General features: G+C 71.6%; 31 protein-coding genes. 28 read left to right on the forward strand and 3 right to left on the reverse strand.

Features of this window, described 5'->3' with window-relative positions:
* Nucleotide 1: 1 nt before the first annotated feature.
* Nucleotides 2–349, forward strand: coding sequence for an HIT family protein (locus ACIQFU_RS22985; RefSeq protein ID WP_402553986.1), 348 nt, complete (start codon nucleotides 2–4; stop codon nucleotides 347–349).
* Nucleotides 350–450: 101 nt separating this feature from the next.
* Nucleotides 451–1,260 carry a hypothetical protein gene (locus ACIQFU_RS22990; RefSeq protein WP_402553987.1) on the forward strand — a complete coding sequence of 270 codons (810 nt, stop codon included), beginning with the start codon at nucleotides 451–453 and terminating at the stop codon, nucleotides 1,258–1,260.
* A 159-nt stretch (nucleotides 1,261–1,419) separates the two neighbouring features.
* Here ACIQFU_RS22990 and ACIQFU_RS22995 read toward each other — a convergent pair whose 3' ends face one another.
* On the reverse strand, nucleotides 1,420–1,635 hold the full coding sequence (locus ACIQFU_RS22995; RefSeq protein WP_402553988.1) for a hypothetical protein: 216 nt from the start codon (nucleotides 1,633–1,635) through the stop codon (nucleotides 1,420–1,422).
* Between the two features lie 86 nt (nucleotides 1,636–1,721).
* Here ACIQFU_RS22995 and ACIQFU_RS23000 point away from each other — a divergent pair, with 86 nt between their 5' ends.
* The gene (locus tag ACIQFU_RS23000) at nucleotides 1,722–1,979 is read left to right on the forward strand and encodes a hypothetical protein (RefSeq protein WP_402553990.1); all 258 of its coding nucleotides are present in this window, start codon (nucleotides 1,722–1,724) and stop codon (nucleotides 1,977–1,979) included.
* A 261-nt stretch (nucleotides 1,980–2,240) separates the two neighbouring features.
* On the opposite strand, the gene ACIQFU_RS23005 is transcribed toward ACIQFU_RS23000, so the two are convergent.
* Together ACIQFU_RS23005 and ACIQFU_RS23010 are read right to left on the reverse strand one after the other, a co-directional pair.
* Nucleotides 2,241–2,654, reverse strand: a complete 414-nt coding sequence (locus ACIQFU_RS23005; protein WP_402553992.1) for a DUF6221 family protein — start codon at nucleotides 2,652–2,654, stop codon at nucleotides 2,241–2,243.
* On the reverse strand, nucleotides 2,647–2,955 hold the full coding sequence (locus ACIQFU_RS23010; RefSeq protein WP_402553994.1) for a hypothetical protein: 309 nt from the start codon (nucleotides 2,953–2,955) through the stop codon (nucleotides 2,647–2,649). The genes ACIQFU_RS23005 and ACIQFU_RS23010 overlap by 8 nt, the downstream gene beginning before the upstream one ends.
* Nucleotides 2,956–3,119: 164 nt before the next feature.
* Between ACIQFU_RS23010 and ACIQFU_RS23015 the strand changes: the two genes are divergently transcribed.
* The 25 genes from ACIQFU_RS23015 (at nucleotide 3,120) to ACIQFU_RS23135 (ending at nucleotide 20,431) form a co-directional block, all read left to right on the forward strand.
* Entirely contained in the window at nucleotides 3,120–3,710 is a 591-nt protein-coding gene (locus tag ACIQFU_RS23015; RefSeq protein ID WP_402553995.1) for a hypothetical protein, read from the forward strand.
* Complete coding sequence (locus ACIQFU_RS23020; protein ID WP_402553997.1) at nucleotides 3,707–3,922, forward strand: hypothetical protein; 216 nt, start codon at nucleotides 3,707–3,709, stop codon at nucleotides 3,920–3,922. Before ACIQFU_RS23015 ends, ACIQFU_RS23020 begins: the two co-directional genes overlap by 4 nt.
* Entirely contained in the window at nucleotides 3,922–5,025 is a 1,104-nt protein-coding gene (locus ACIQFU_RS23025; protein ID WP_402553999.1) for a glycosyltransferase, read from the forward strand. Before ACIQFU_RS23020 ends, ACIQFU_RS23025 begins: the two co-directional genes overlap by 1 nt.
* Before the next feature lie 49 nt (nucleotides 5,026–5,074).
* Entirely contained in the window at nucleotides 5,075–5,236 is a 162-nt protein-coding gene (locus ACIQFU_RS23030) for a hypothetical protein (protein ID WP_402554001.1), read from the forward strand.
* 59 nt (nucleotides 5,237–5,295) lie between these two features.
* Nucleotides 5,296–5,445, forward strand: a complete 150-nt coding sequence (locus tag ACIQFU_RS23035; RefSeq protein ID WP_402554002.1) for a hypothetical protein — start codon at nucleotides 5,296–5,298, stop codon at nucleotides 5,443–5,445.
* Nucleotides 5,446–5,464: 19 nt separating this feature from the next.
* Entirely contained in the window at nucleotides 5,465–6,313 is an 849-nt protein-coding gene (locus ACIQFU_RS23040) for a protein transporter Sec31 (protein WP_402554004.1), read from the forward strand.
* Entirely contained in the window at nucleotides 6,313–6,939 is a 627-nt protein-coding gene (locus ACIQFU_RS23045; protein WP_402554006.1) for a hypothetical protein, read from the forward strand. The genes ACIQFU_RS23040 and ACIQFU_RS23045 overlap by 1 nt, the downstream gene beginning before the upstream one ends.
* The gene (locus ACIQFU_RS23050; RefSeq protein ID WP_402554007.1) at nucleotides 6,936–7,448 is read left to right on the forward strand and encodes a hypothetical protein; all 513 of its coding nucleotides are present in this window, start codon (nucleotides 6,936–6,938) and stop codon (nucleotides 7,446–7,448) included. The genes ACIQFU_RS23045 and ACIQFU_RS23050 overlap by 4 nt, the downstream gene beginning before the upstream one ends.
* Entirely contained in the window at nucleotides 7,445–8,062 is a 618-nt protein-coding gene (locus tag ACIQFU_RS23055) for a hypothetical protein (RefSeq protein ID WP_402554009.1), read from the forward strand. Before ACIQFU_RS23050 ends, ACIQFU_RS23055 begins: the two co-directional genes overlap by 4 nt.
* A gap of 74 nt (nucleotides 8,063–8,136) precedes the next feature.
* Nucleotides 8,137–8,982, forward strand: coding sequence for a hypothetical protein (locus ACIQFU_RS23060; protein ID WP_402554010.1), 846 nt, complete (start codon nucleotides 8,137–8,139; stop codon nucleotides 8,980–8,982).
* Nucleotides 8,983–9,074: 92 nt separating this feature from the next.
* Complete coding sequence (locus ACIQFU_RS23065; RefSeq protein WP_402554011.1) at nucleotides 9,075–9,209, forward strand: hypothetical protein; 135 nt, start codon at nucleotides 9,075–9,077, stop codon at nucleotides 9,207–9,209.
* 140 nt (nucleotides 9,210–9,349) lie between these two features.
* The gene (locus tag ACIQFU_RS23070) at nucleotides 9,350–9,685 is read left to right on the forward strand and encodes a MerR family DNA-binding transcriptional regulator (protein WP_402554012.1); all 336 of its coding nucleotides are present in this window, start codon (nucleotides 9,350–9,352) and stop codon (nucleotides 9,683–9,685) included.
* Between the two features lie 14 nt (nucleotides 9,686–9,699).
* Nucleotides 9,700–10,083 carry a hypothetical protein gene (locus tag ACIQFU_RS23075; protein WP_402554014.1) on the forward strand — a complete coding sequence of 128 codons (384 nt, stop codon included), beginning with the start codon at nucleotides 9,700–9,702 and terminating at the stop codon, nucleotides 10,081–10,083.
* A gap of 13 nt (nucleotides 10,084–10,096) precedes the next feature.
* Nucleotides 10,097–12,406 carry a hypothetical protein gene (locus ACIQFU_RS23080; protein WP_402554016.1) on the forward strand — a complete coding sequence of 770 codons (2,310 nt, stop codon included), beginning with the start codon at nucleotides 10,097–10,099 and terminating at the stop codon, nucleotides 12,404–12,406.
* A 17-nt stretch (nucleotides 12,407–12,423) separates the two neighbouring features.
* Nucleotides 12,424–12,711: a hypothetical protein gene (locus tag ACIQFU_RS23085; RefSeq protein ID WP_402554017.1), complete on the forward strand. Its 288-nt coding sequence runs from the start codon at nucleotides 12,424–12,426 to the stop codon at nucleotides 12,709–12,711.
* Nucleotides 12,712–12,723: 12 nt separating this feature from the next.
* Nucleotides 12,724–13,302, forward strand: a complete 579-nt coding sequence (locus ACIQFU_RS23090) for a class I SAM-dependent methyltransferase (RefSeq protein ID WP_402554019.1) — start codon at nucleotides 12,724–12,726, stop codon at nucleotides 13,300–13,302.
* Nucleotides 13,303–13,307: 5 nt separating this feature from the next.
* A complete protein-coding gene (locus ACIQFU_RS23095) occupies nucleotides 13,308–13,847 on the forward strand; it encodes a class I SAM-dependent methyltransferase (protein WP_402554021.1) in 540 nt (179 codons plus the stop codon).
* A complete protein-coding gene (locus tag ACIQFU_RS23100; protein WP_402554022.1) occupies nucleotides 13,840–14,076 on the forward strand; it encodes a hypothetical protein in 237 nt (78 codons plus the stop codon). Before ACIQFU_RS23095 ends, ACIQFU_RS23100 begins: the two co-directional genes overlap by 8 nt.
* 11 nt (nucleotides 14,077–14,087) lie before the next feature.
* On the forward strand, nucleotides 14,088–14,381 hold the full coding sequence (locus ACIQFU_RS23105) for an HNH endonuclease (protein ID WP_402554023.1): 294 nt from the start codon (nucleotides 14,088–14,090) through the stop codon (nucleotides 14,379–14,381).
* A gap of 11 nt (nucleotides 14,382–14,392) precedes the next feature.
* Nucleotides 14,393–14,590, forward strand: coding sequence for a hypothetical protein (locus tag ACIQFU_RS23110; protein WP_402554024.1), 198 nt, complete (start codon nucleotides 14,393–14,395; stop codon nucleotides 14,588–14,590).
* 716 nt (nucleotides 14,591–15,306) lie between these two features.
* Nucleotides 15,307–15,951: a bifunctional DNA primase/polymerase gene (locus ACIQFU_RS23115; RefSeq protein ID WP_402554026.1), complete on the forward strand. Its 645-nt coding sequence runs from the start codon at nucleotides 15,307–15,309 to the stop codon at nucleotides 15,949–15,951.
* Nucleotides 15,952–16,029: 78 nt separating this feature from the next.
* The gene (locus ACIQFU_RS23120) at nucleotides 16,030–16,464 is read left to right on the forward strand and encodes a hypothetical protein (protein WP_402554027.1); all 435 of its coding nucleotides are present in this window, start codon (nucleotides 16,030–16,032) and stop codon (nucleotides 16,462–16,464) included.
* Nucleotides 16,445–18,184: a terminase gene (locus ACIQFU_RS23125; RefSeq protein ID WP_402554029.1), complete on the forward strand. Its 1,740-nt coding sequence runs from the start codon at nucleotides 16,445–16,447 to the stop codon at nucleotides 18,182–18,184. The genes ACIQFU_RS23120 and ACIQFU_RS23125 overlap by 20 nt, the downstream gene beginning before the upstream one ends.
* A complete protein-coding gene (locus tag ACIQFU_RS23130; protein WP_402554031.1) occupies nucleotides 18,181–19,635 on the forward strand; it encodes a phage portal protein in 1,455 nt (484 codons plus the stop codon). Before ACIQFU_RS23125 ends, ACIQFU_RS23130 begins: the two co-directional genes overlap by 4 nt.
* Nucleotides 19,619–20,431, forward strand: a complete 813-nt coding sequence (locus ACIQFU_RS23135; protein ID WP_402554032.1) for a hypothetical protein — start codon at nucleotides 19,619–19,621, stop codon at nucleotides 20,429–20,431. The genes ACIQFU_RS23130 and ACIQFU_RS23135 overlap by 17 nt, the downstream gene beginning before the upstream one ends.
* Nucleotides 20,432–20,465: the final 34 nt, after the last annotated feature.

The following is a 20,465-nucleotide window of genomic DNA, read 5'->3' on the forward strand; positions in this document are numbered from 1 at the left end:
CATGCCCGAAGAGCCCTGCCCGTTCTGCGAGATCATCGCCGGACGCGCCCCCGCCGAGATCGTCGAGGAATGGCCCGAGGCCATCGCGATCGTCCCACTGAAACCCGTCGTCCAAGGACACCTGCTCGTCCTGCCGCGCGAGCACGTCCGCGACTTCGTCGACCACCCCGTCGTCTCCGCCGCCACCATGCGCTGCGCCGCCGAACTCGTCACCGGGCTCGGCTCCTACAACCTGATCACCAGCAAGGGGAAGCCCGCCACGCAGAGCGTCATGCATCTCCACCTCCACCTGATCCCCAGAGCAGTCGACGACGGCCTGGCCCTGCCCTGGTACAGCGGCCGTCACTGAACACGACGAAGGGGCCGCGCCTCTCGACCTCCCCAGGCCAGGCGCACCCCATCGGTAGCCGCACGACACCCTTACCACCAGCACAGCAAGGGAGACACCCGGTGACCACCACCCCCGCCACGCCCTGCGCCGCCGGCACCTGCACCCGCAGTCTCCGAGACCACGAACACACCACCGGCCAGCAACTCTGCGACCCGTGCATCCACCTCATCGGCGTCTGGCTCCAGGTCGAACTCCCCCGGCAGATCATCGTCCTCGAGGCGTCCCGCCAGCGGGAGACCACCGGCTCCTCCACCGGCGGCCGCACCGCCTACCGCACCGCACCCCTCCCCGGCCGCGACGACATCCTCAACCTCCTCGGCCCCGCCTCCTGGACCGACTCCACCCACGACCCCTACGGCCAGGCCGCCGCCGACCAGCACGGCACGATCCCCATCCTCGGCGTCCTCATCCCCTGGGCCCGCACCATCTGCGACACCCGCCGCCTCAACCCGCCCACCCTCACCCCCACCGCCCTCGCCGCCTGGCTCGCCCACCCCCACATCCTCGACTGGGCCACCCGGCAGCCGTGGGCCGGCGACATGCGCGACGAGCTCCACCAGATGATGCGCACGATCCGTGCGACCACCCGCCTCCGCCCCCAGCGCCGGCCCGTCCCTCAGCCGTGCCCGCGCTGCGACGGACTGACCCTCGTCGCCACCGACCACCAGCTGTACATCGAATGCTCGGACGACCAGTGCCGCGCCATGTACACCCGGGAAGAACTCGCCCTCGCCGCACGCCTCGACGTCGCCCAACACGGCGCCGTCTGCCTCACCAAACACTGCACCGGCCAGACCCACGACATCCCCGCCGGCCGCCACACCCTCCGCATCCACTACTGCACGCCTACCGCTGGCGTGGCACGCTGAAGAGGGCGGTTCGGAAGGCCGGCTACGGCCGGTGCCGGTGGGATACGGGAGCCCACCCGGGCCGCCCTGAGCGCACGAGGCCCGCCGTCCCCAGCAGGGTGCGGCGGGCCGTCGAGGGTGCCCCCTCTGTGATGCCCCACGACCGTACGCCCGGCCCGGTCAGTGCGTCCAGACGTCTGGCCCGCCCCCACGCCACTCGATCAGCCTGGACCGTACGACGTCGAGGTCGTCCCAGCCCTGCAGGCCAGCCTCCTGCAGGAACGCAGCCACGTCCCGGGTGCTGTACGCCAGGCCGAGGATCGTCCCGTCGACCCGCACGCGCCGGCCGCCGGACTCATCGGGCGGGTACACGATCACAGGGCGGTCGGTGGCCATAACGTCAGCTTCCGGGACACCCCCGTCGTGCGCCTGCCACAGTCACCCGGCAGAGCGAATCACGCACCCGCTGGAGGGACTCGCACATGGCCGAGGGCCGCCCGATGACCAACGCCGAGTTGCAGGCGTACTACGCAGGTCACGGCATCGAGACCGAACTGTCCGTCGACCACAACGGCGATGAGCAGGTTGTCATCACCACCGAGGAAGGTCTGCGGAAGATGGCGGACATCTCGCCTGATCCGACCCGTGCGCACGCCATGGTTGATCAGCTCCTTGCGGCGGCGGATGACGGCGACGCGTCCGGGTCCACCGTGTTGACGGACCGGCCAACTCCCGGGTGATCGTCTGCCATCCTGTCCGGCATGGCCCACCGCCCGTACCCCGTCGCCCCCCGCGCGCTGCGGCAGATCATGCGCCGCCACCGCAATGAGATCCCGGCCGTCGGGTTGCCCAGCGGCCGGGAGGCCGTCGAGCGGCTGCAGGCTGGGTTCGCCGCGTCGCCCAGCTCGGGCGACTACGTTCTGTCCACTCGCCGCCGCCGGTAGCTCGGGCACGACGAAGCCCCCGCCTCGTTGAAGGTCGGGGGCCTCGGCGCACGCGGTCTACGGCCGCCACTCGTCGCGGTAGCCGGGCCGGTCCGCGTACGGCAGCGCAAGCAGCCGCAGAACGTCGCCGATCTCCCCTTGCAGGGCGCGCGCACGCGACCGGTTCTCGGCGCTCACCGGGTTGCGGACCTGCTCGCGCAGGTCGGTGTACTGGCGTAGTACGCCTTGCTTCGCCTTGACCTCGGCGAGCGCCCGCACCGGATCATGGCGGGCGATGTGCTCGGCGTCCGCGTACGAATAGCGCTCCATCACGGCGACGTCGCTGCCGTCCGGCAGAGACACCATGGCCGTGTCCGGCTGGTCATTCACGCTGTCCACGTAGCGCGGGTGCCACTGCTCGGGGCCGACCGCGCGCGCGATGCGCTCGTCGTCGTCGAGCTGCGTGCGCAACCACTGCACCAGGTCATCCATCCTGCACCTCCGACTTCTTGCCGACCTTCGGCCTGGTGGTCCCGGAGCCCTTGCCTCGGAACACGGCCTGCACGGTGGCCAGCTTCACGCCGAGCCGCGCCGCGATCTGCCGGTACGAGAGCCCTTCCCCGCCATCCCACAGTTCACGGATCAGCTCGTCCCGCTCCTGTGACCACGTCTTATTGCGTTCAGCCTGGGCGGCCATCACCTGGCTCTTGGCTCTGACCCGCTCCTCGCGGTCCGCGATCTGCTCGACCGCCTCGACGGCTTCCGTCACGCGGCGCACCTCCTCGTCGCTCATCCCGGGCCCTTCATTCCGGTGGGCCGCTTGCGCTCACTGTAGGGGACCCCTACAGTGCTGAGCAAGCAGTCCAACTGCCGATGCACAAAGCCCCCGGCCCGGCGCTGGAACGCCATATGGGCCGGGGGTGGACCCACCCCGAAGCGATCGAAGGAGCAGGCCCAGTGCCCGACCTTACCCAGCCCCCCGACATGGACGAAGCCCTCCGCAAGCTGGTCGAACAGCCGTCCTACGCCGCGCGCGTCCTGGTCTTCACGGCCGGGCTGCTCGAGCGGGACCCGGCCGAGCCGATGACCGACCGCGCCGGCGGTCTCGCAATGACCATGGCCATCGACGCCGTCCTCGGCAAGCTCCCCCAGGCCGTCCGCGACGACAGCGTCGCCCGCGCCACCACTGCGATGCCCGACCTGACCGGCGACATCACCCGCGGCGAGGCCGCCCTCCGCCTCCGCGCCGCCTCGAAGAGCCCCGGGATGAGCACCCCGCGGTGCGCCCGGCCGAAGGTCCAGAGCACCACGGCGATCGTGCAGCAGCTGCTCGGTGAGATGGCCGGCCGCCTCGAGACCCACCGCCCGAACGCGACGATCACCACCCTCGGACGGCACGCCCTGCTGCAGGCCACCACCATGGACCCGCCCGTCCTCCGCGCCCTGCGCAAGCACGCGCCGGAGATCGACGTGGCCCTGACCCGACGCCAGTACGCCGCCCAGCTCCGCACCGCCGCCTCGACCCTCGCCCACGAGGTGACCGAGTGAGCGCGGCCCCGGTGTGCTGCGGCCAGCCGATGCGCACGAGCGGCTCCCAGCTCGTGTGCGGGAAGTGCGGCGCCTGGGTCGACCCCGGCACCAAGCCCCGCCCGCTCGCGGCCGTCGCGGCCGAGCCCGACCACGGCCGTGCGAAGGGCCCGCTGCCCATCCGGCCGCCCCGCCCCCACCCGCAGGGCCTGACCGGGAAGGCGGCCGCCTGATGCGCACCATGGCCGAGACCACGCTCACCCTGCGCTCGCCCGCCCTGGCCCGGATCGTCGCGCTGATCCCGGCCCGGAACGAAGCCGAGCGGATCGCCGCGGCGATCGCCGGCCTGCAGGCACAGACCCGCGTCCCGGACGAGATCATCGCCGTGACCAACAACTGCACCGACCAGCACGCCACCCGCGAAACGGCACGCGACGCCGGCGCCTGGGTCCTCGACATCCACAACATCAAGGGCAAGAAAGCCGGCGCCCTCAACCACGCCCTGGACCAGATCCTGCCCACGCTGGACGACCAGGACCTGATCCTCATCCAGGACGCCGACACCGTCCTGGACCCCGGCTTCGTCGAGCACGCCGCCGCCGGCATGCGCCGCAAGGTCGGCGCCGTCGGCGGCGTCTTCTACGGCGAGCCCGGCGGCGGCCTCCTCGGCCAGCTGCAGCGCATGGAGTACCAGCGCTACGCCTGGGAGATCGGCCGCCGCGGCGACCACGCCGTCGTCCTCACCGGCACCGCCAGCCTGTTCCGCGTCCGGGTCCTGCGGCAGATCAAGACCGCACGCGAGACCGGACGCCTGCCCGGCGGCAGCTCGTACTACACGATCGACTCCCTCACCGAGGACGACGAGATCACCAAGGCCGTCAAGACCCTCGGCTACCGCACCATGAGCCCCGCAGCATGCCGGGTGACGACCGAGGTCATGACCAGCCTGCCCGCCCTCTGGAACCAGAGACTCAGGTGGCAGCGCGGCGCCCTCGAGAACCTCCGCTCCTACGGCCTCACCAAGGTCACGGCCCGCTACTGGGGACAGCAGATCATGATGGGCCTCGGCGCCCTCGCCTTCGGCCTCTACCTGCTGTTCGTGGCCCTGCAGCTCGCATACCTCGGCGCGCTCGGCATCAACCCGTTCTGGACCGCCATCGGCGCCATCTTCATCGTCGAGAAGGTCGTCTCCGTCTGGCGCGCGGGCTGGCGCTCCCGCCTCCTGGCCGCCGTCCTCGTCATTGAGCTGGCGTACGACCTCTTCCAGCACGCCGTGTACTTCCGCGCCCTCATCGACCTCGCCCTCAGACGCGAGGAGCGCTGGGTCGCCACCTGACCCCGTGACCCCGCGCACACCACACAACGATCAAGGAGAACGCACACCCATGTACGCAGTCATCGGCGGGCAGATCGGCGGAGCCGGAGCGGCCGGAGCCCTCGCCGCCACCGGCCTCAACACCCTCGCGGTCATCGTCGCCTGCACCACCCTGGTCGCCGCCGGCCTGTCCCTCTTCAAGCTCGCGCCGCGCCTCCGCAAGAAGGGCTGACCCCGACCGGCCGGGCCCGTGGCCCCCGCCCGCGGGCCCGGCCGCTGAAGGAGCACCTCATGCACCGCCACTTCCAGTCCCCCCTCGCCCGCTGGGGGTTCACCACCTGCGCCGTCGCCGCCCTGCTCACCGCGCAGCCCGGCCCGTTCCTCGTCACCACCGTCCTCGCTCTGTACGCGTGGCACTGCCGCCCGCGTCACCGCCGCTGACCGCTCCCGGAGGAGCACCGTGAAGACCCGCCAGATCGAGCGCAAGCGCCTCGTCCCTCACACCGTCGACGGCGTCACCGAACTCGTCCTCGACACCGAGTACATCGACGTCCCCGAACCACCCCGCGACTGGGACCAGCTTGTACGCACCGCCGTCACCATCGGCGCCTGCGTCCTCGTCACCGCGTCCCTCGTCTGGACCACCGCCAGCATCGGCGACCTCCTCTCCACGGTCACCCTCCCCGTCGTCGCCTACGCCGCGGCCGTCGCCTTCGACGCCTCCTGGATCATGTGCATGGGCGTCGAGTGGCTGCTGCGCTACGACCCCAAGCGGGCCAAGACCGCGCAGCGCGCCGGCCAGTGGGCGCTCGCCGTGTCCATGGCCGCGGTCTTCGCGCACGGTCACATCGCTGGGGAGTGGGTCATCGGCGCGGTCGGCGCGCTGGTCTCCGGGCTCGCCAAGGGCGGCTGGTCCATGGCCATGCGCGTACACGCCCGCCCCCTCGACCCGCGCACCCAGCAGTGGGTCGAGGCGCGCCGCGCGAAGGTCGACGGCCAGCTCGCCATGATCCCGATCCGGCGCGACCTCCAACGCGGCGAGCACCTTGTCGAGGCCGAGCGGCAGGCCCTCACGGCGGATTCCGGATCCGCCGGATCCGCGGATCCGGACCGGTCCGGAGAGTCCGCGGACCGTCCGACCCCGTCCGACCGTAGGGGTCTGACCACGAAGGACGCAGTCCGGATCGCCTGGGACGACGGAATCCGCGACCGCGACGCAGTCCTCCAGGACGCCGCCGCCCGCCTCGGCCGGCCCGTCTCCCCGGACAGCGTCGACCGCTACCTCCGCGACCTCAAACGCGGCGCCTGATGGCCGCGCAGCCGTCGCCCGAGGGTGACGAGCTGCGCGCCCGCGCCCTCCTCCGCTCCGTCCACGCACGCCCCTTCGGCCACCAGGACCCCGCCATGCACGAGCCCACCCCGCGCCCCGTCACCCCGACCCGGGTCATCCCGGCCGGCGCCCCGCTGCCCACCCGGCCCCCCGAGCCCGGCGAACTCCCGCCCTGGCGCACCCCGCCTCCGCCGCCCGTTCCGTCCTCTCCGGATCCCCGTCCGGTCGAAATCCGCCACACCCACGAGGTGGTTCTGACCTGGGCGGAACCCGATCCGGAACCGGATCCGCGCTTGTGGGAACGGCTGTGGGAGCGGCTGTTCACCTGGCGGATGGTCGTCGCGATCCTCGCCGCCCTCACCCCCTGGCTCGCCGGACACAGCCCCGTCGGCCTCTGGTCCACCGCCGTCCACCAGCTCCGCCTCGAGGCCGGGATCCTCGCCGCGTACGTCGTCGCCGCCGGCACCCTCACCGCGACCTGGATCCTCGACCGCCGCACCCACCGCGCCGTACCCCGCTTCCTGTTCGTCACCGCCACCCTGGGCGCCTTCGGCGTCCTCGACTGGTGGGACCCGATCCTCATGCTCACCGGAGTCCAGCGATGACCGGCACCACCACCGCCAGCCTCGGCGGCCTCCTCGCCGCCCTCCTCGTCCTCTACGCCAACCTCCGCCCCTGGTGGGCGGGCAACCGGGAGATGAAGCTCCTCCTCCCGTTCGGCAAGGGCCTCGCCGCCGCGCTCGCCGCCGCGGCCTGCCCGGGCGGCATCCTCGGCTGGGCCCGACAGCGCACCGGCGCCGTCGCCAACAGCGCAGGTGAGAGCGTCGGACGCTCGGCGACCGGCACCACCCAGACCGACACGATCAGCGGCGGCCAGATGGCCGGCCTCATCGGCGTCGGCGCCCTGGTCGCCGCCCTCGTCGTCTTCGCCGTCGGCCTCGCCTGGAAAGCCGCGGGCAAGAAGGACCGCCGCCGCATCGTGGGCGGGGCGTTCGTCGGCACCGTCGCCTCCCTCACCGCCGGCGGCGCCGGAGCCCTCGACTGGCTGCCCGGCGCACTCAACGGCATCGGCGACGCCATCAAGGCGCTGGCCGAGGGGGCGAACATCCTGTGACCCGCCTGACCACCACCGCCGACCGCCTCGCCACCGGCTCCACCCTCCTCGCCCGACGCCTCGCCGCCCGCGCCGCCGCCTGGGTACGCCGCGCACGCCGCGACGACCTCACCGGCTGGCAAGCGGCCCTCGGCTGCTGGGCACGCCTCGCCCTACTCGCCCTCGGCGGCTACCTCCTGTGGCGCCTCATCCGCGCCTTCCCCAACCTGCTCTGGCTCCTCACCGGCACCTGGATCATCACCGCCTGGCGGGCGGGCAGGAACACCACCGCACCGTCGACCAACACCCCTGCCGAACCCCCCGCAGACCACACCCCTGAGGACGTCCGTGCCGCCACCCTCGAGTGGATCTGGCAGCGCATCGGCGAGGCCCAGGGAGTCCACCTCCGAGACCTCCTTGCCCACGCCCACGCCCACGGCATGTTCGAGGACCTCGACGTGGCCACCTTCCGCACCCACCTCGAGCGCTGGCGGATCCCCGTTCGGGCGCGCGTCCGAGTGCGCGGCCTGGGGGTCACCGTCGGCATCCACCGAGACGACCTCCAGCCCCCGGCTGCAACCTCCCCCGACGCCCCCTCCCCGGAACAGCAGAAGACCGAACTACATCCCGTCTGACCTGCTGAACTACACCCCAGCTACAGGCCAGCCACAGGCCCAACCACACCGGCAGAAGAGGCCCAGACACCCCGATGAGCAAGCAGCAGACCGGCACCATCTACACCCTCGCCGACCCCCGCGACAGCAGCATCCGGTACGTCGGACAGACCAAGCAGGACCCGCTGGAGAGGCTGGCCGGCCACCTCGCCTCCGCCTCCAACCCGGCCATGCGCGTGTGGCTCAACGCCCTCGCTCTCCAAGGGCTCACACCCCGCATCGAGGCCATCGCCACACCCCTCATCGACCGACTGGACGATGAAGAGCAGCGACAGATCCAGCACCATGCCGACGCCGGGCACCGGCTCTTCAACGCCCCGCACTACCACCGGCACATCGCCGACCTCTACAAGGCCGCGGCGCCCGCACCGGCTGTGCTGAAGCGCGACGACGTGGCGGCCGGGAAGGTCGACGAGTACGCGCACCGGGTGTACGGCGACATCGCCGCGGCCAGGGTGGCGGGCAAGCTCACCCGGGGCCAGGCCATCACCAAGGTCCTGTTGCGGGTTCCCGGCGTGGTGGCCGTCTTCGTGTGGCACACGCTGGCGAGCCTTACGCCCATGCGCTGGGCGGCGCAGTCCGCACTCGCCGGCTGGGCGCTGTGGGTGATCGGCTTCGACCATCTGGTCCAGGACAAGGTGCTGCCGCATCTGCCGATTGAGCAGGCCTCCGAGTTCTGGCACGAGTACCTGCAGCGGCCCGCCATCAACCTCGTGCTGCTCTACCTGGCGGGCTCGGTGCTCGCTGCGCTCGCCGCGTACAGCTCCGTCCGGCAGTCCGCCGAGGCCCAGCCCCGTACGACCTCGCCCCTGCACGACGACCTGGTCGCCGCAGCCGCACGGGCCCTCGACGCCGCAGCACCTCGTCAGCCTGAGGGCTGACCCTTCAAGCCCCGGGGCGGGCCGCTCCCAACCGCCAAGAAGAGCGCGGCCACGCCCCGGTCCCATCCCAACCACGAGACAGGAACGCCATCATGGCACTCGGATTCAAGAAGCCGATCAACCCCGACGACCCCCGCCTGCAGGGCAAGGAGACGGACTACAGCGCGTCGCGCGGCGGCTGGTACCCGCGGGAGAAGAAGCCCGTCCCCGGCACGCCGAAAAAGTAGCCGCACGCCTGCCACACTGGTGGCTACGCGCCGGGTCGCGCCCGGCAGTTGGGCCCCGTCGTGCACCTCCGTCACGGCGGGGCCCACCAACTCGCTGGTCACGGAGCTGGACACGTAGTCGATCAGCACTGCATAATCCGGTGCCAGCAGCACACTTGTGCCCATACGCCACACGACCCCCGCCACCGAGCGGGGGTTTCGCCGTATCCGGGGGTGATCACATACCCCACCCCACGGACCGCGCCCCGGCACAGGGCCGCGAAGACGCCGACGGCCGGATCTGGTTCACCATCGCCGAGGCCGCCGCCTTCATCGGCGGCAGCCCCCAGACGATCTACTCCTGGGAACGCCGCGGCCACCTCACCAACCCCAAGCGCGACGAGCGAGGCCGGCGCATCTACAGCCAGCAGCAGATCGCCACCGCCCACCGCACCGCCCGCCAGAACACCGCCGCCACACGACGCATCGCGGCCTGACCAAGGAGGCCACGATGGCCGACAACCTGACCGACACCGCGGAGAACGCCGCCCTCAACTGGACGCTCGGCAACACCGCGACCGGCCCCACCGGCGACATGAAGGTCGCTCTCGTCACCGCCGCTGGCACCGACAGCGCCGCAGGCACCGAAGTCACCGGCGGCTCCTACGCCCGGCTCACCGCCGAGTTCAACGCGGCCTCCGGCGGCACCACCTCCAACACGGCCGACCTGGTCTGGGAGGACATGCCCGCCGCCGAGATCGTCGGCGTCGAGATCTGGGACTCCGCCGGCACACCCGTCCGCTGGTGGTACGGCCCCCTCAACGCGTCGAAGACCCTCGAAGCCGGCGACGACTTCAAGATCCCCGCCGGGGCCATCGACGTATCGCTGAGCTGAGAGGCGGTACCCCGTGGCGCGCCTGTGGACCGAGACGTTCGACTCACAGTCGGCAGCCGGCTGGGACACCACCAACGGCACCATCGGCTACGACACCCTCACCCCCCGCCGAGGCGCCGCCGCACTCACCTGCGCCCCCGCCACCGCAGTCGCCGCCTCGATCGCGAAGGCCGCCTACCCGGACGACGACGACACCGCCCACGTCTTCCTCCGCGCCTACGTCCGCGTCAACACCGCACCGTCCGCCCGCACGGCGATCATCGCCTGGTCGGACAACGCCACCGGTGCAACCGGGTTCATGTGCATCAAGATGAACACGGACCGCACCCTGATCGCGGGCGGCTCCGGGGCCACGACCGGCACCGCCTCGGCGGCTCTGGCCATCGGCCAGTGGTATCGCGTCGAGATGGAGTACGACGACACCGCCAACAGCATCAAGGCCTACCTGAACGGGACGCTGTGGGCGACCGTGACCGGGGATCTCGGCGGAGGACGGTACGCCCGCGTAGGCGTCATCCAGCCCGCGATCGCCGACATCGACTTCGACGACATCGCCGTCAACGACACCACCGGCGCCAGCGACAACGGCCTGCCCGGCGACGAACCGCTGCCCCCGCTCGCCCCGAACTTCTCCACCATCGTCGACTCCTTCACCTCCGAAACAGTCGACCCGGTCTGGTCCTCCTCCTACAACGAGGGCGGCTACGAAGTCACCGGCGGCCGCGCCCGCGTCACGAGCAGCGTGGACTACAACGCGTTCGCCACCGCCGCCGCCTACACCCTCACCGGATCGACGCTGCACGCGCAAGTGTTCCCAGCCGCCGCCGGAGACGCCGTCGCCGAAGCGTGGACGCAGGTCCTGATCATGTCCTCCACGGCGGGCACCGACCTCGTCATGGAAGTCGACGCCGTCGCAGGCGAGATCAACATGGCGGCCCGGACCGACTACTGGGACGCCGCCGCAGTCCGCATCCCCTACAACCCCACCACCCACGCCTGGTTCCGGATCCGCGAGGACGCCGGCACCCTCTACTGGGAGACCGCCCCCGACTGCGAGACCTGGACCACCCGACGCACCGCAGCGACGCCGGCATGGGGCGCGGACCTCGACCTGGCACTGCAGCTCATCTCCCACCGCGACGCCGGCGACCCCACCTTCGCCGAGTTCGACAACGTCAACTACCTGCCCACCCCCGGGCAGACCGTCACCGGCAGCGCTACCCTCACCGCCGGCAGCCTGCTCACCGCCACCCCCCGACGAGCCGCCACCGGTGCGAGCACACTGACCGCCGCGACCACCCTGGCCGCCCCCGGCCGCCGCGCAGCCGCCGCCGCCTCCACACTCGCCACGAGCAGCAGCCTCACCGCCACCGGGACCCGCAGCACCAGCAGCACCAGCACCCTCACCGCAGGCAGCACACTCGCCACGAGCAGCCGACGCACCACAGCCGGCCACGCCACCCTCACCGCAGGCAGCGCGCTGACCGCGAACAGCCGACGCGCCGCGACCGGCCGTTCCCTCCTCACCGGCAGCACCGTCATCCGAGCCGACGGCCGGCGCACCGCCACCGGCACGGCCACCCTGCACGCGTCGGCCAACCTGGGCTCGCAAGCCGTACGGTCCACCCACGGCAGCACAACGCTCACCAGCTCGAGCAGCGTCACCGCCACCGGCGCACGCACCGCACAGGCCACCGCCCACCTAGACGCCGACGGCACCACCACGGCCACCGGCACCGCCGTACACCGCGCGGCCGCTCACCTCACCGCCACCAGCACCGTGACCGTCACGCCCGCGGGCAGCAGCAGCGCCGCCGGCCTGACCGCCCACAGCAGTCTCGACGTCCACGGCCGACGCACGGCACACGCCGGGACGCACCTCGCCGCCGCCACGACCCTGACCGCACACGGCACCCGCAGCGCCGTCGCCGATACCGGTCTCGCCGCGGGCAGCAGCCTCACCACCAGCGGCACCCGCACTCTGCCCGCGAAGGCGGCCCTGGCAGCCGGGAGCGGAACCAGCGTCACCGCCAGACGCAGCGGCGTCGGCGCAGCCGCTCTCTCCGGACACTCGACACTGACCGCCGTCCCGGCCAGCCACGCCATCGTCACCGGCGCCGCCGGCCTCGCAGCCCGCAGCGCGCTCACCACGGCCGCCCACCACACCGGCCACGGCGCGGCCACCCTGACCGCTGTCGGCGCCCTGGCCGTCGCCACCGCTACGGGGCACGACGTCGGCACCATCACCCTCGGCACCCCGCACGCCAGGCCACCCGCCGGCCGCCCGTACAGCCGCCCTCCGGCAGGCATGCCGCACACCTGACAGAAGGGGCCCCGGTCGTGGAACGCGAGAGCCTGGAGTACCTGAAGACCCCGGTCGGCGTAGACGGCACCGACCCCACCGGGTACGCCGTGCACGTCGCCCTCCTCGAGGACGGCCTCCGACCGGGGCCCGGCGACTGGCACCCCGCCGCCTGGGAGACCGGCCCGGACGGGCCCCTCGCAGTCCTCCTCGTCGGCCCCGGCGGCGTCCTCGACCCCGGCCCCGGCACCTACCGCACGTGGATCAAGATCACGGCAACCCCAGAAGTGCCCGTCGTGAAGTCGCCCCGATTCCAGATCACCTAGGAGCCCGCCGCCGTGCAGGACGTCATCGAAGCGTGGGACCGCGCAGACCCGCGCGCCATCCACCCCACCCGCGCCACCTCCGAGGACGCGTACTGGCAGTCCGGCACCGAGCAAGCCGCCGCCCTCGCCGGGGTGTTCAAACCGGGCTCCCGGATCGTCGACGTCGGCTGTGGAGACGGCCGAGTCGCCATCCCCCTCCAGCAGCTCGGCTACGACGTAACTGGAGCAGACTCCAGCTCCAACATGCTCCGCCGCCTCGCCGAGACCGAGCCCGGTATCCGGACCGTGCAGTCCACCGGCCCCGACCTCCGGGAGCAGCTCGGCCGGAAGCAGGACGGCGCCTACTGCCTCGCCGTCCTCATCCACCACACCCGCGCAGACGCCCTCGACATCGTGCGCGGCATCGTCGCCGCCGTACGCAAGGGCGGCACCGTCGTCCTCGACTGGCCCGTCTCCGACCGCCCACACGAACGCCGGCACTGGATCGACGTCACCACCTGGGACCCCAGCGAACGCGACACCGCCGCCGACACCCTCGGCCTCGACCCCATCGACAGCCCACTCCCGTGGGCCACATACCGAGTCAGGTGACCCGCATGCCCATGTCTCTCCCCGAGGGCAAGGACTGGTCCCTCGACCGCTTCCGCTACCACCTGCCGAACACCGTCACCGACATCGGCCCCGGCAACGGCACCTACGCCCACCTCTTCCGCCCCACCCACAAGGGCACGTGGTGGACCGGCATCGAGATCCACAAGCCGTACATCGCGAAGTACAAGCTGCGGTCCACGAAGACCCGCACCATGTACGACGAGATCCACGTCGAAGACGCCCGCAACAGCGAGGCGCACCTCTTCCACCGAGACCTCGTCATCTGCGGCGACGTCCTCGAGCACATGCCCCGCGAAGACGCCGTTGCCCTGCTGGAGCGGATCGTGGCAGCAGGGGCGTGGAACATCCTCGTCAGCCTGCCGATCATCGACTTCCCGCAAGGTGAGGTTGACGGCAACCCACACGAAGCCCACCTCCACCAGTGGGACCCCGACGACATGGACCAGGTCCTCGCCGCGCGCGGCGGACGGACCGAGACGATGCGGGGGCAGACGCTCGGCTGCTGGTGGTGGAACCGTGGCTGACCAGCCCGTCGGGCAGATCCTGGACGCCCTCGGCGTCACCCTCGATCTCGACGAAGGCGACATGCCCGTCGACGCCCACGCCATCATGAAGATCGTGAAGGCCGACGGCACGGTCAGCCTCGTCAAGGCGGTCAGCGAGTCCCTCGACTGGATCACCACGCTCGGCATGCTCACCGCCGCCCTGGAGATCGAGAACGGCGGCTACGTCGACAGCCGCAACGACGACTGACGGAGGCCGCCGTGTCCGGAGGCTGGAAGGGCAGCGACCGCAAGAGCCGGCTCCCCACCGGCTGGGACAAGACCCGCGCCCGCATCCTCGCCCGCGACCCCGTCTGCGTCCTCTGCGGCGTCAGAACCAGCCGCTTCTGCGACCACATCGAAGCCAAGACCGACGACCACAGCGACACCGCCCTCCAAGGCGTCTGCGGCCCCTGCCACGACCAAAAGTCCAGCGCCGAGGGAAACGCCGCCCAACGCGCACACCCCCGGCCCGGCAGACTCCGGCCCCCCGAACAACACCCCGGCCTCCGCTGAAAGGACGGCCCATGCCCGCCTACCTCGTCACCCACTCCGAGACCAGGCGCGGCGACGTCCTCGTCGAAGACCCCCACCTCACCCTCACCCTCACCGACCGATGGGCGCAGCTCTCCGACCAGGACGGCATCGTCCTCGCCCTCCCCGTCGAACAGATCGCCTCCATCACCCGCATCGACCAGCAGGACGACAAGCCACACGAGGAGTGATCCACGATGGCCAGCAAGGGACGAGGAACACGCAGCCGACGAGGCAACGCCGCACAGCTCAGGCGCTACTGGTCCACCGGACAGGGAGCGGCCAAGATCAGGTGGGGCACGCCGGGTGACTGGGGTCGCTGCACCCGCGCGCTCCACAAGTACATGGGCGCTCGGGCCAAGGGCTACTGCCAGCTGCTACACATCCGGAACACCGGAGTCGCGACGGGCAGCAGGCTGAACCCAGGTCGACGCAAGCGGTAGGACACCACCGAGGCGGGCCGGGCCGGCGTGCCGGTGGTCGGCGGTCTGGACCGTCAGCCGTGCACGCTGGGCAGCACGCGACCGCACAGCGGCGAGGCGACACTGACGTCGACAGCATGTGCGAACGACACAGTCATGATCACCTTGAGGTGATCATGAGCGGTCGCCCGCACCGGCCGAGCTCAGGCCAGAGCCTCACGGCGCCACGGACCATGATCGCCGGGAGCGGTCGCGAGCGGCCGGCCGGTCGGCCCGGCAGCCCCCTGGGGGGTGTGCCCCCTCCGGGCGGCCTGGCTGGATCGGGGCCGTATAGCACCTGGCCCCCTGTACGGGTTCCCTAGGCCCCTGACCTGCGGCGACGCCGACCGGCCGGCCAGTGCCCCCGTGCCGCTACACGTCACGGCACGGTAACAGTGCAGGTGGGGGCGCTGTAGCCGTGACACGGGGGCACTAGACTGGGGGGCATGACCTCGACCACTCCCGCCCGCCGCACCCAGTGCGAGCAGTGCGCCGGCCCGCTGCCGCTGATGGCCCGGGCGGACGCCCTGTACTGCGGAGCCACCTGCCGCAAGCGCGCGAGCCGGGCCCGCCTGGCCGCCGAGCGGGCGCGGGTCGAGGGCGAGCAGGCGGCCCGGGTGCCGGCCGAACTGCGAGCCCAGGCCCGGTGGGTCCGGTACTCGTCGAAGAAGGTGCCGCTCCGCATCGACGGCCGGTTCGCCTCGGTACAGGACCCCTCGTCCTGGTCCGACTTCACGGCCGCCTCGAAGGCCTCCGCGGGCGAAGGCATCGGCTTCGTCCTCACGGCCAGCGACGGGATCGTGGTCGTCGACCTGGACCACGCCGTCGAGGACGGCCGGCTCCTGCCGTGGGCGCAGGCGATCGTCGACGAGCTGCCGCCGACATACATGGAACGCGGCCGGTCCGGTACCGGCCTGCACCTGTGGTTCCGCGGCCAGGTTCCGGCCGGGCGCCGGATCCGACGTGGGGAGATCGCCATCGAGGTGTACTCCGACCGCCGCTACATGATCGTGGGCGACCGGGTGTCCGGTACGCCTCTCGAACTTGCCGAGCTGCCTGAGGCGGCTCAGGTGATCGCCTCCCTGGTCTGACGCCCCGGAGGCGTCTCCGGGCGGGGCGCTGACTACCCGCCCGGCGCCCTGGTGGCGCCTCGGACCCTGGAGGTCGCCATGGGCGCTCACGGACCCATCCCGAAGCGCAGTGAGGAGCGCCGTCGCCGGAACAAGAGCGACGGACCGGAGCTGGTGAAGGCCCCGTCGGGGGCGCCGGTGGATCTGCCGGAGCTGCCGGACCCGGACCCGGCGTGGCACGAGATCGCGTACGACTGGTACCTGTCGCTCCGTGAGTCGGGGCAGGCCGCTTTCTACCAGCCGTCGGACTGGGCCGTGGCCCGGTACGCGGCCGAGCTGATGTCCCGGGGCCTGTCGTCGGACCGGCCACCCAATGGGCAGTACGTGGCGGCGCTGGACAGTGTGATGGCGCGGCTGCTGACGACCGAGGGCGACCGCCGGCGCGCTCGGATCGAGCTCGAACGGAAGCCTGCCGAGCGGCCCCTGGCGGCTGTGCAGCCGCTGGACGCGTACCGTGACCTCGCCTCCGGCTGAGGCTGTCCCCGACGTCGTCCGGCCCTTCACGATCGGTCCGACCTGGCAGCGCGGCGAGGACGGCAAGTTCGTGCTGCCGGCGTACACGCTGGGCTGGCAGTGCCTCGCCTGGACGTCGATGTACCTGCAGCACTACGTCGGGAAGGCGTGGCAGTACACGCCGGAGCAGGCCCGGCTGACGCTGTGGTGGTACGCGATGGATCCGGTGACGAACCGGTTCCGGTGGCGTGACGGGGTGCTGCAGCGGCTGAAGGGGTGGGGCAAGGACCCGGTCAAGTCGACGTGGGCCGCGTTCGAGTTTGTGGGGCCGTGCCGGTTCGGTGGGATCGCTGAGGAGGGCAACCCGTGGGGGGTCCCGGCCGGGCAGCCGCTCGGGGTGCAGCATCCGGCGGCGTGGGTGCAGATTGCAGCCGTCAGCCAGGACCAGACGCGGAACACGATGACGCTCTTCCCGTCGATCTTCACGCGGCGGGCGATCCAGGAGTACCGGATCGACCTCGGCAAGGAGATCATCTACGCCGACAAGGGCCGGGCCCGGATCGAGGCCGTCACCTCCTCGCCCCGCGCTTTGGAGGGCGGACGGCCGTCGGCGACGTTCATGGGGGAGACGCATCACTGGCTGGAGTCGAACTCGGGCCACGAGATGGGCGCGGTCATCGAGCGCAACACCACCAAGTCCGCCGACGGGCAGGCCCGGACGATGGCGGACACGAACGCGTACGAGCCCGGTGAGGACTCTGTGGCGGAGCGGACGCGGGAGGCGTACGAGGCCACTGAGGCAGGGCGGGCGGCGGACGTCGGGCTGTTCTACGACAGCCTGGAGGCTCCGCCCGAGGCGCTGCTCACGGAGGCGTGGATCGAGCCGACGCTGCGTGCGGTGCGCGGGGATTCGACGTGGCTGGACATCAGCCGGATCAAGGCGTCGATCCTCGACGTCCGCAACCCGCCCTCGAGGTCGCGCCGGTTCTGGTTCAACCAGATCGTGGCCACCGAGGATGCGTTCCTGGCGGTCTACGAGTGGGACGCGTGCCCGCACGAGGGCATCGCCCTCGAGGACGGCGACCAGGTCGTGCTCTTTTTCGACGGGTCCAAGTCGGACGACGCGACCGGGCTGGTGGCGTGCCGGTTGTCGGACGGGCACGTGCAGACCCTCGGGGTGTGGCAGCGGCCCGCGGGCTGGCCGGAAGGCCGGCCGTGGCGTGTGCCCCGGGAGGAGGTGGACGGTGTGGTCGAGCAGGCCTTCCACCGGTACAAGCCGCTCGCCTTCTTCGCGGACCCGGGCGCCGGCCAGGACGACGCCGACGGCGAACGGTACTGGGACGGCTACATCGACGCGTGGGCGCAGCGGTACGGGAAGCGGCTGAAGCTGAAGGCGGTGACGGCCGGGCATGGGCAGCACGCGGTGATGTGGGACATGCGTGAGCGGCGGCGCCAGCAGGTGTTCACGGAGGCTGTGGACCGGTTCTACCGGGACGTCCTCGAGCGGCAGCTGACCCACGACGGGAGCCGGGAGTTGCGTCGGCATATCGGTAATGCCCGCCGTCGGACGAACGCGTGGGGCTACACGATCGGCAAGGAGCACCGTGAGTCGGCGCGGAAGGTTGACCTGGCGGTGTGTGCGGTCGGGGCGCGGATGCTGCGGCGGATGGTCATGAACAGTCCGGCGTGGGCGAAGCGTTCGACGGTGCGGGGCAAGGGGAGGGTGGTGGTGCTGCGGTGACGATTCCTACTCTTCCGCTGCTGTCGCTGTCGGATGACGAGCAGCTGATGCTGACGATGCTGCGGACGGATCTGCTGTCGTGCCGTGTCGGGCTGGAGCTGCTGGACGCGTACATGAATGGCGAGCAGCTGGTTCGCGATCTGGGCATCAGTATTCCGCCGCAGCTCAAGGGCCTGCACACGGTGATCGGTTGGCCGCGGATCGGTGTCGAGTCGTTGGAGCGGCGCCTGGACCTCGAGGCGTTCCGGTGGGCGGACGGCTCCGACAGCAGTGAGCTGACGGAGATCGCCGCGGCGAACGATCTGTTCGACGAGGCCAGCCTCGCGCACTTGGACGCCCTGACGTATGGGCGGGAGTACGTGACGGTCGGCTCGGGTGACGGTGACATGCCGCCGCTGATCACCTACGAGTCGCCGCTCGACATGACGCTGCTGTGGGATGCCCGGCTGCGGATGGCGGTGTCGGCGCTGCGGGAGTGCCAGGCGGACCGGTACGACTACGGGCTGTCCCCGGACGAGCGGCTGGTGACGCTGTATCTGCCGGACCAGACGGTGTACGCGCTGGAGGCGGGGAACGGCTGGGAGGTCGTGGACCGCGACGAGCACGGGCTGGGCATGGTGCCGGTGCTGCGGATGGCGAACCGGCAGCGGACGGCGGACCGGGTGGGTCGGTCGGAGATCACTCCGGAGGTCATGTCCATCACGGATGCGGCGTGCCGGCGCCTGATGGGCATGGAGGTGGCCGCGGAGTTCTTCGGGGCGCCGCAACGCTACCTGCTGGGTGTGACGGAGGCGGCGTTCCAGGACGCTGACGGGAACGCGAAGACGGCGTGGGAGACGTACATCGGCCGGGTCCTCGCCCTGGAGCGGGACGAGGACGGCAGCATCCCGTCGGTCGGGCAGTTCGCGGCGCACGACCCGACGGGCATGACGAAGATCATCGACTTGTACGCGCGGATCATGGCGTCTCAGCTGTCCGTGGCGCCGCACGTCCTCGGGTACAGCAGTGACAACCCGGCCTCGGCGGATGCGATCCGGTACGCGGACAACGGGCAGGTGAAGAAGGCCGAGCGGTGCATTCGCCGCTTCTCCTCCACCCATCGGGACTCGATGCGGCTGGCGTTGTGGTTTAGGGACGGTGCACCGCCGCCGAAGGAACGCCGGATCGACACGGTCTGGCGGAACCCGGCGACGCCGACGATCGCCGCCCAGACGGACGCCGCGGTGAAGCTCGTCCAGGCCGGCATCATCCCCGCCGACGGTGACGTGGTCCTCGAGATGGCCGGGTTCACCGAGGACCAGCGCAAGCGGGTCCAGGCCGAGCGGCGCCGGTCGGCAGGCAGGCAGTCGGGCGGCGATCTCCTGGACCGGCTGGCGGAACTCGGCGGTGAGGAGACGGTGCCGGCGCTGGTGCCTGCGGGTGAGGAACTCGCTGATGGCGACGGTCTCTGACGGGGACCGGCCTGCGCTCCGGATGAGGGCGGCGCAGCGCGGGCTGTCGCGGCTGCTGCTGCGGGATGTGCGGCTGCTGCGGCGGCTCCTGGTCCCCTCCAGGCTGCAGGTGTCGGTCCCGGCGTGGATCGCCGCGGTGCTCGAGCTGGTGGATCAGCATGCCGAGACGGCGGGGGCGCTGGCGGCCGACTTCTACGAGGCGCAGCGTGATGCCGCTGGTGTTCCGGGCCGGTTCGTGGCGGAGCCGCCGGAGCCGCCGGGCCGTGAGCAGGGCGAGAGCGGTCTGCGGTGGGCAACGAAGGACCTGTGGCCGCGGGATGAGGCGGTGGCGACGCCCGTGCAGGCCGAGCCTCTGGAGGTGCGGCTCGAGGTGGCCCAGCGCAAGGCCGAGGGCGTCGTGCAGAAGCTGGTGGTCGACTACGGCCGGCAGACGGTGCGGCGGGCGGTCGACCGGGACCGCGGGGCAGTCGCCTACGCCCGGGCGGCCGCGTTGGGCGGCTGCTCGTTCTGCAAGCTGATGGCGTCCCGCGGCGCGGTCTACAAGAACGCGCAGACGGCCGGCCGCGACGCGAACGACCGCTTCGAGGGGGGCGCGTCAGTGGCGAAGTTCCACGACAACTGCCACTGCGCGATCGTCCCCGTCTTCCGTGGACAGCGCTTCGAGCTGTCCCCGCAAGCTGCCGAGTGGGACCGCCTGTACCGGGAGTACGCGGCGGGTCACCCGGGAGACCAGCTCCGTCTGTTCCGGCGGGCGCTGGCCGAGCACGACAGCAATCCGCTGCCGGGCTCTTACTGATCAACCCCTTATGGCCGCCCTGGAGGTGGCCTTT

The sequence above is a fragment of the Streptomyces sp. NPDC093065 genome (genome assembly GCF_044754585.1).
GTDB lineage: Bacteria > Actinomycetota > Actinomycetes > Streptomycetales > Streptomycetaceae > Streptomyces.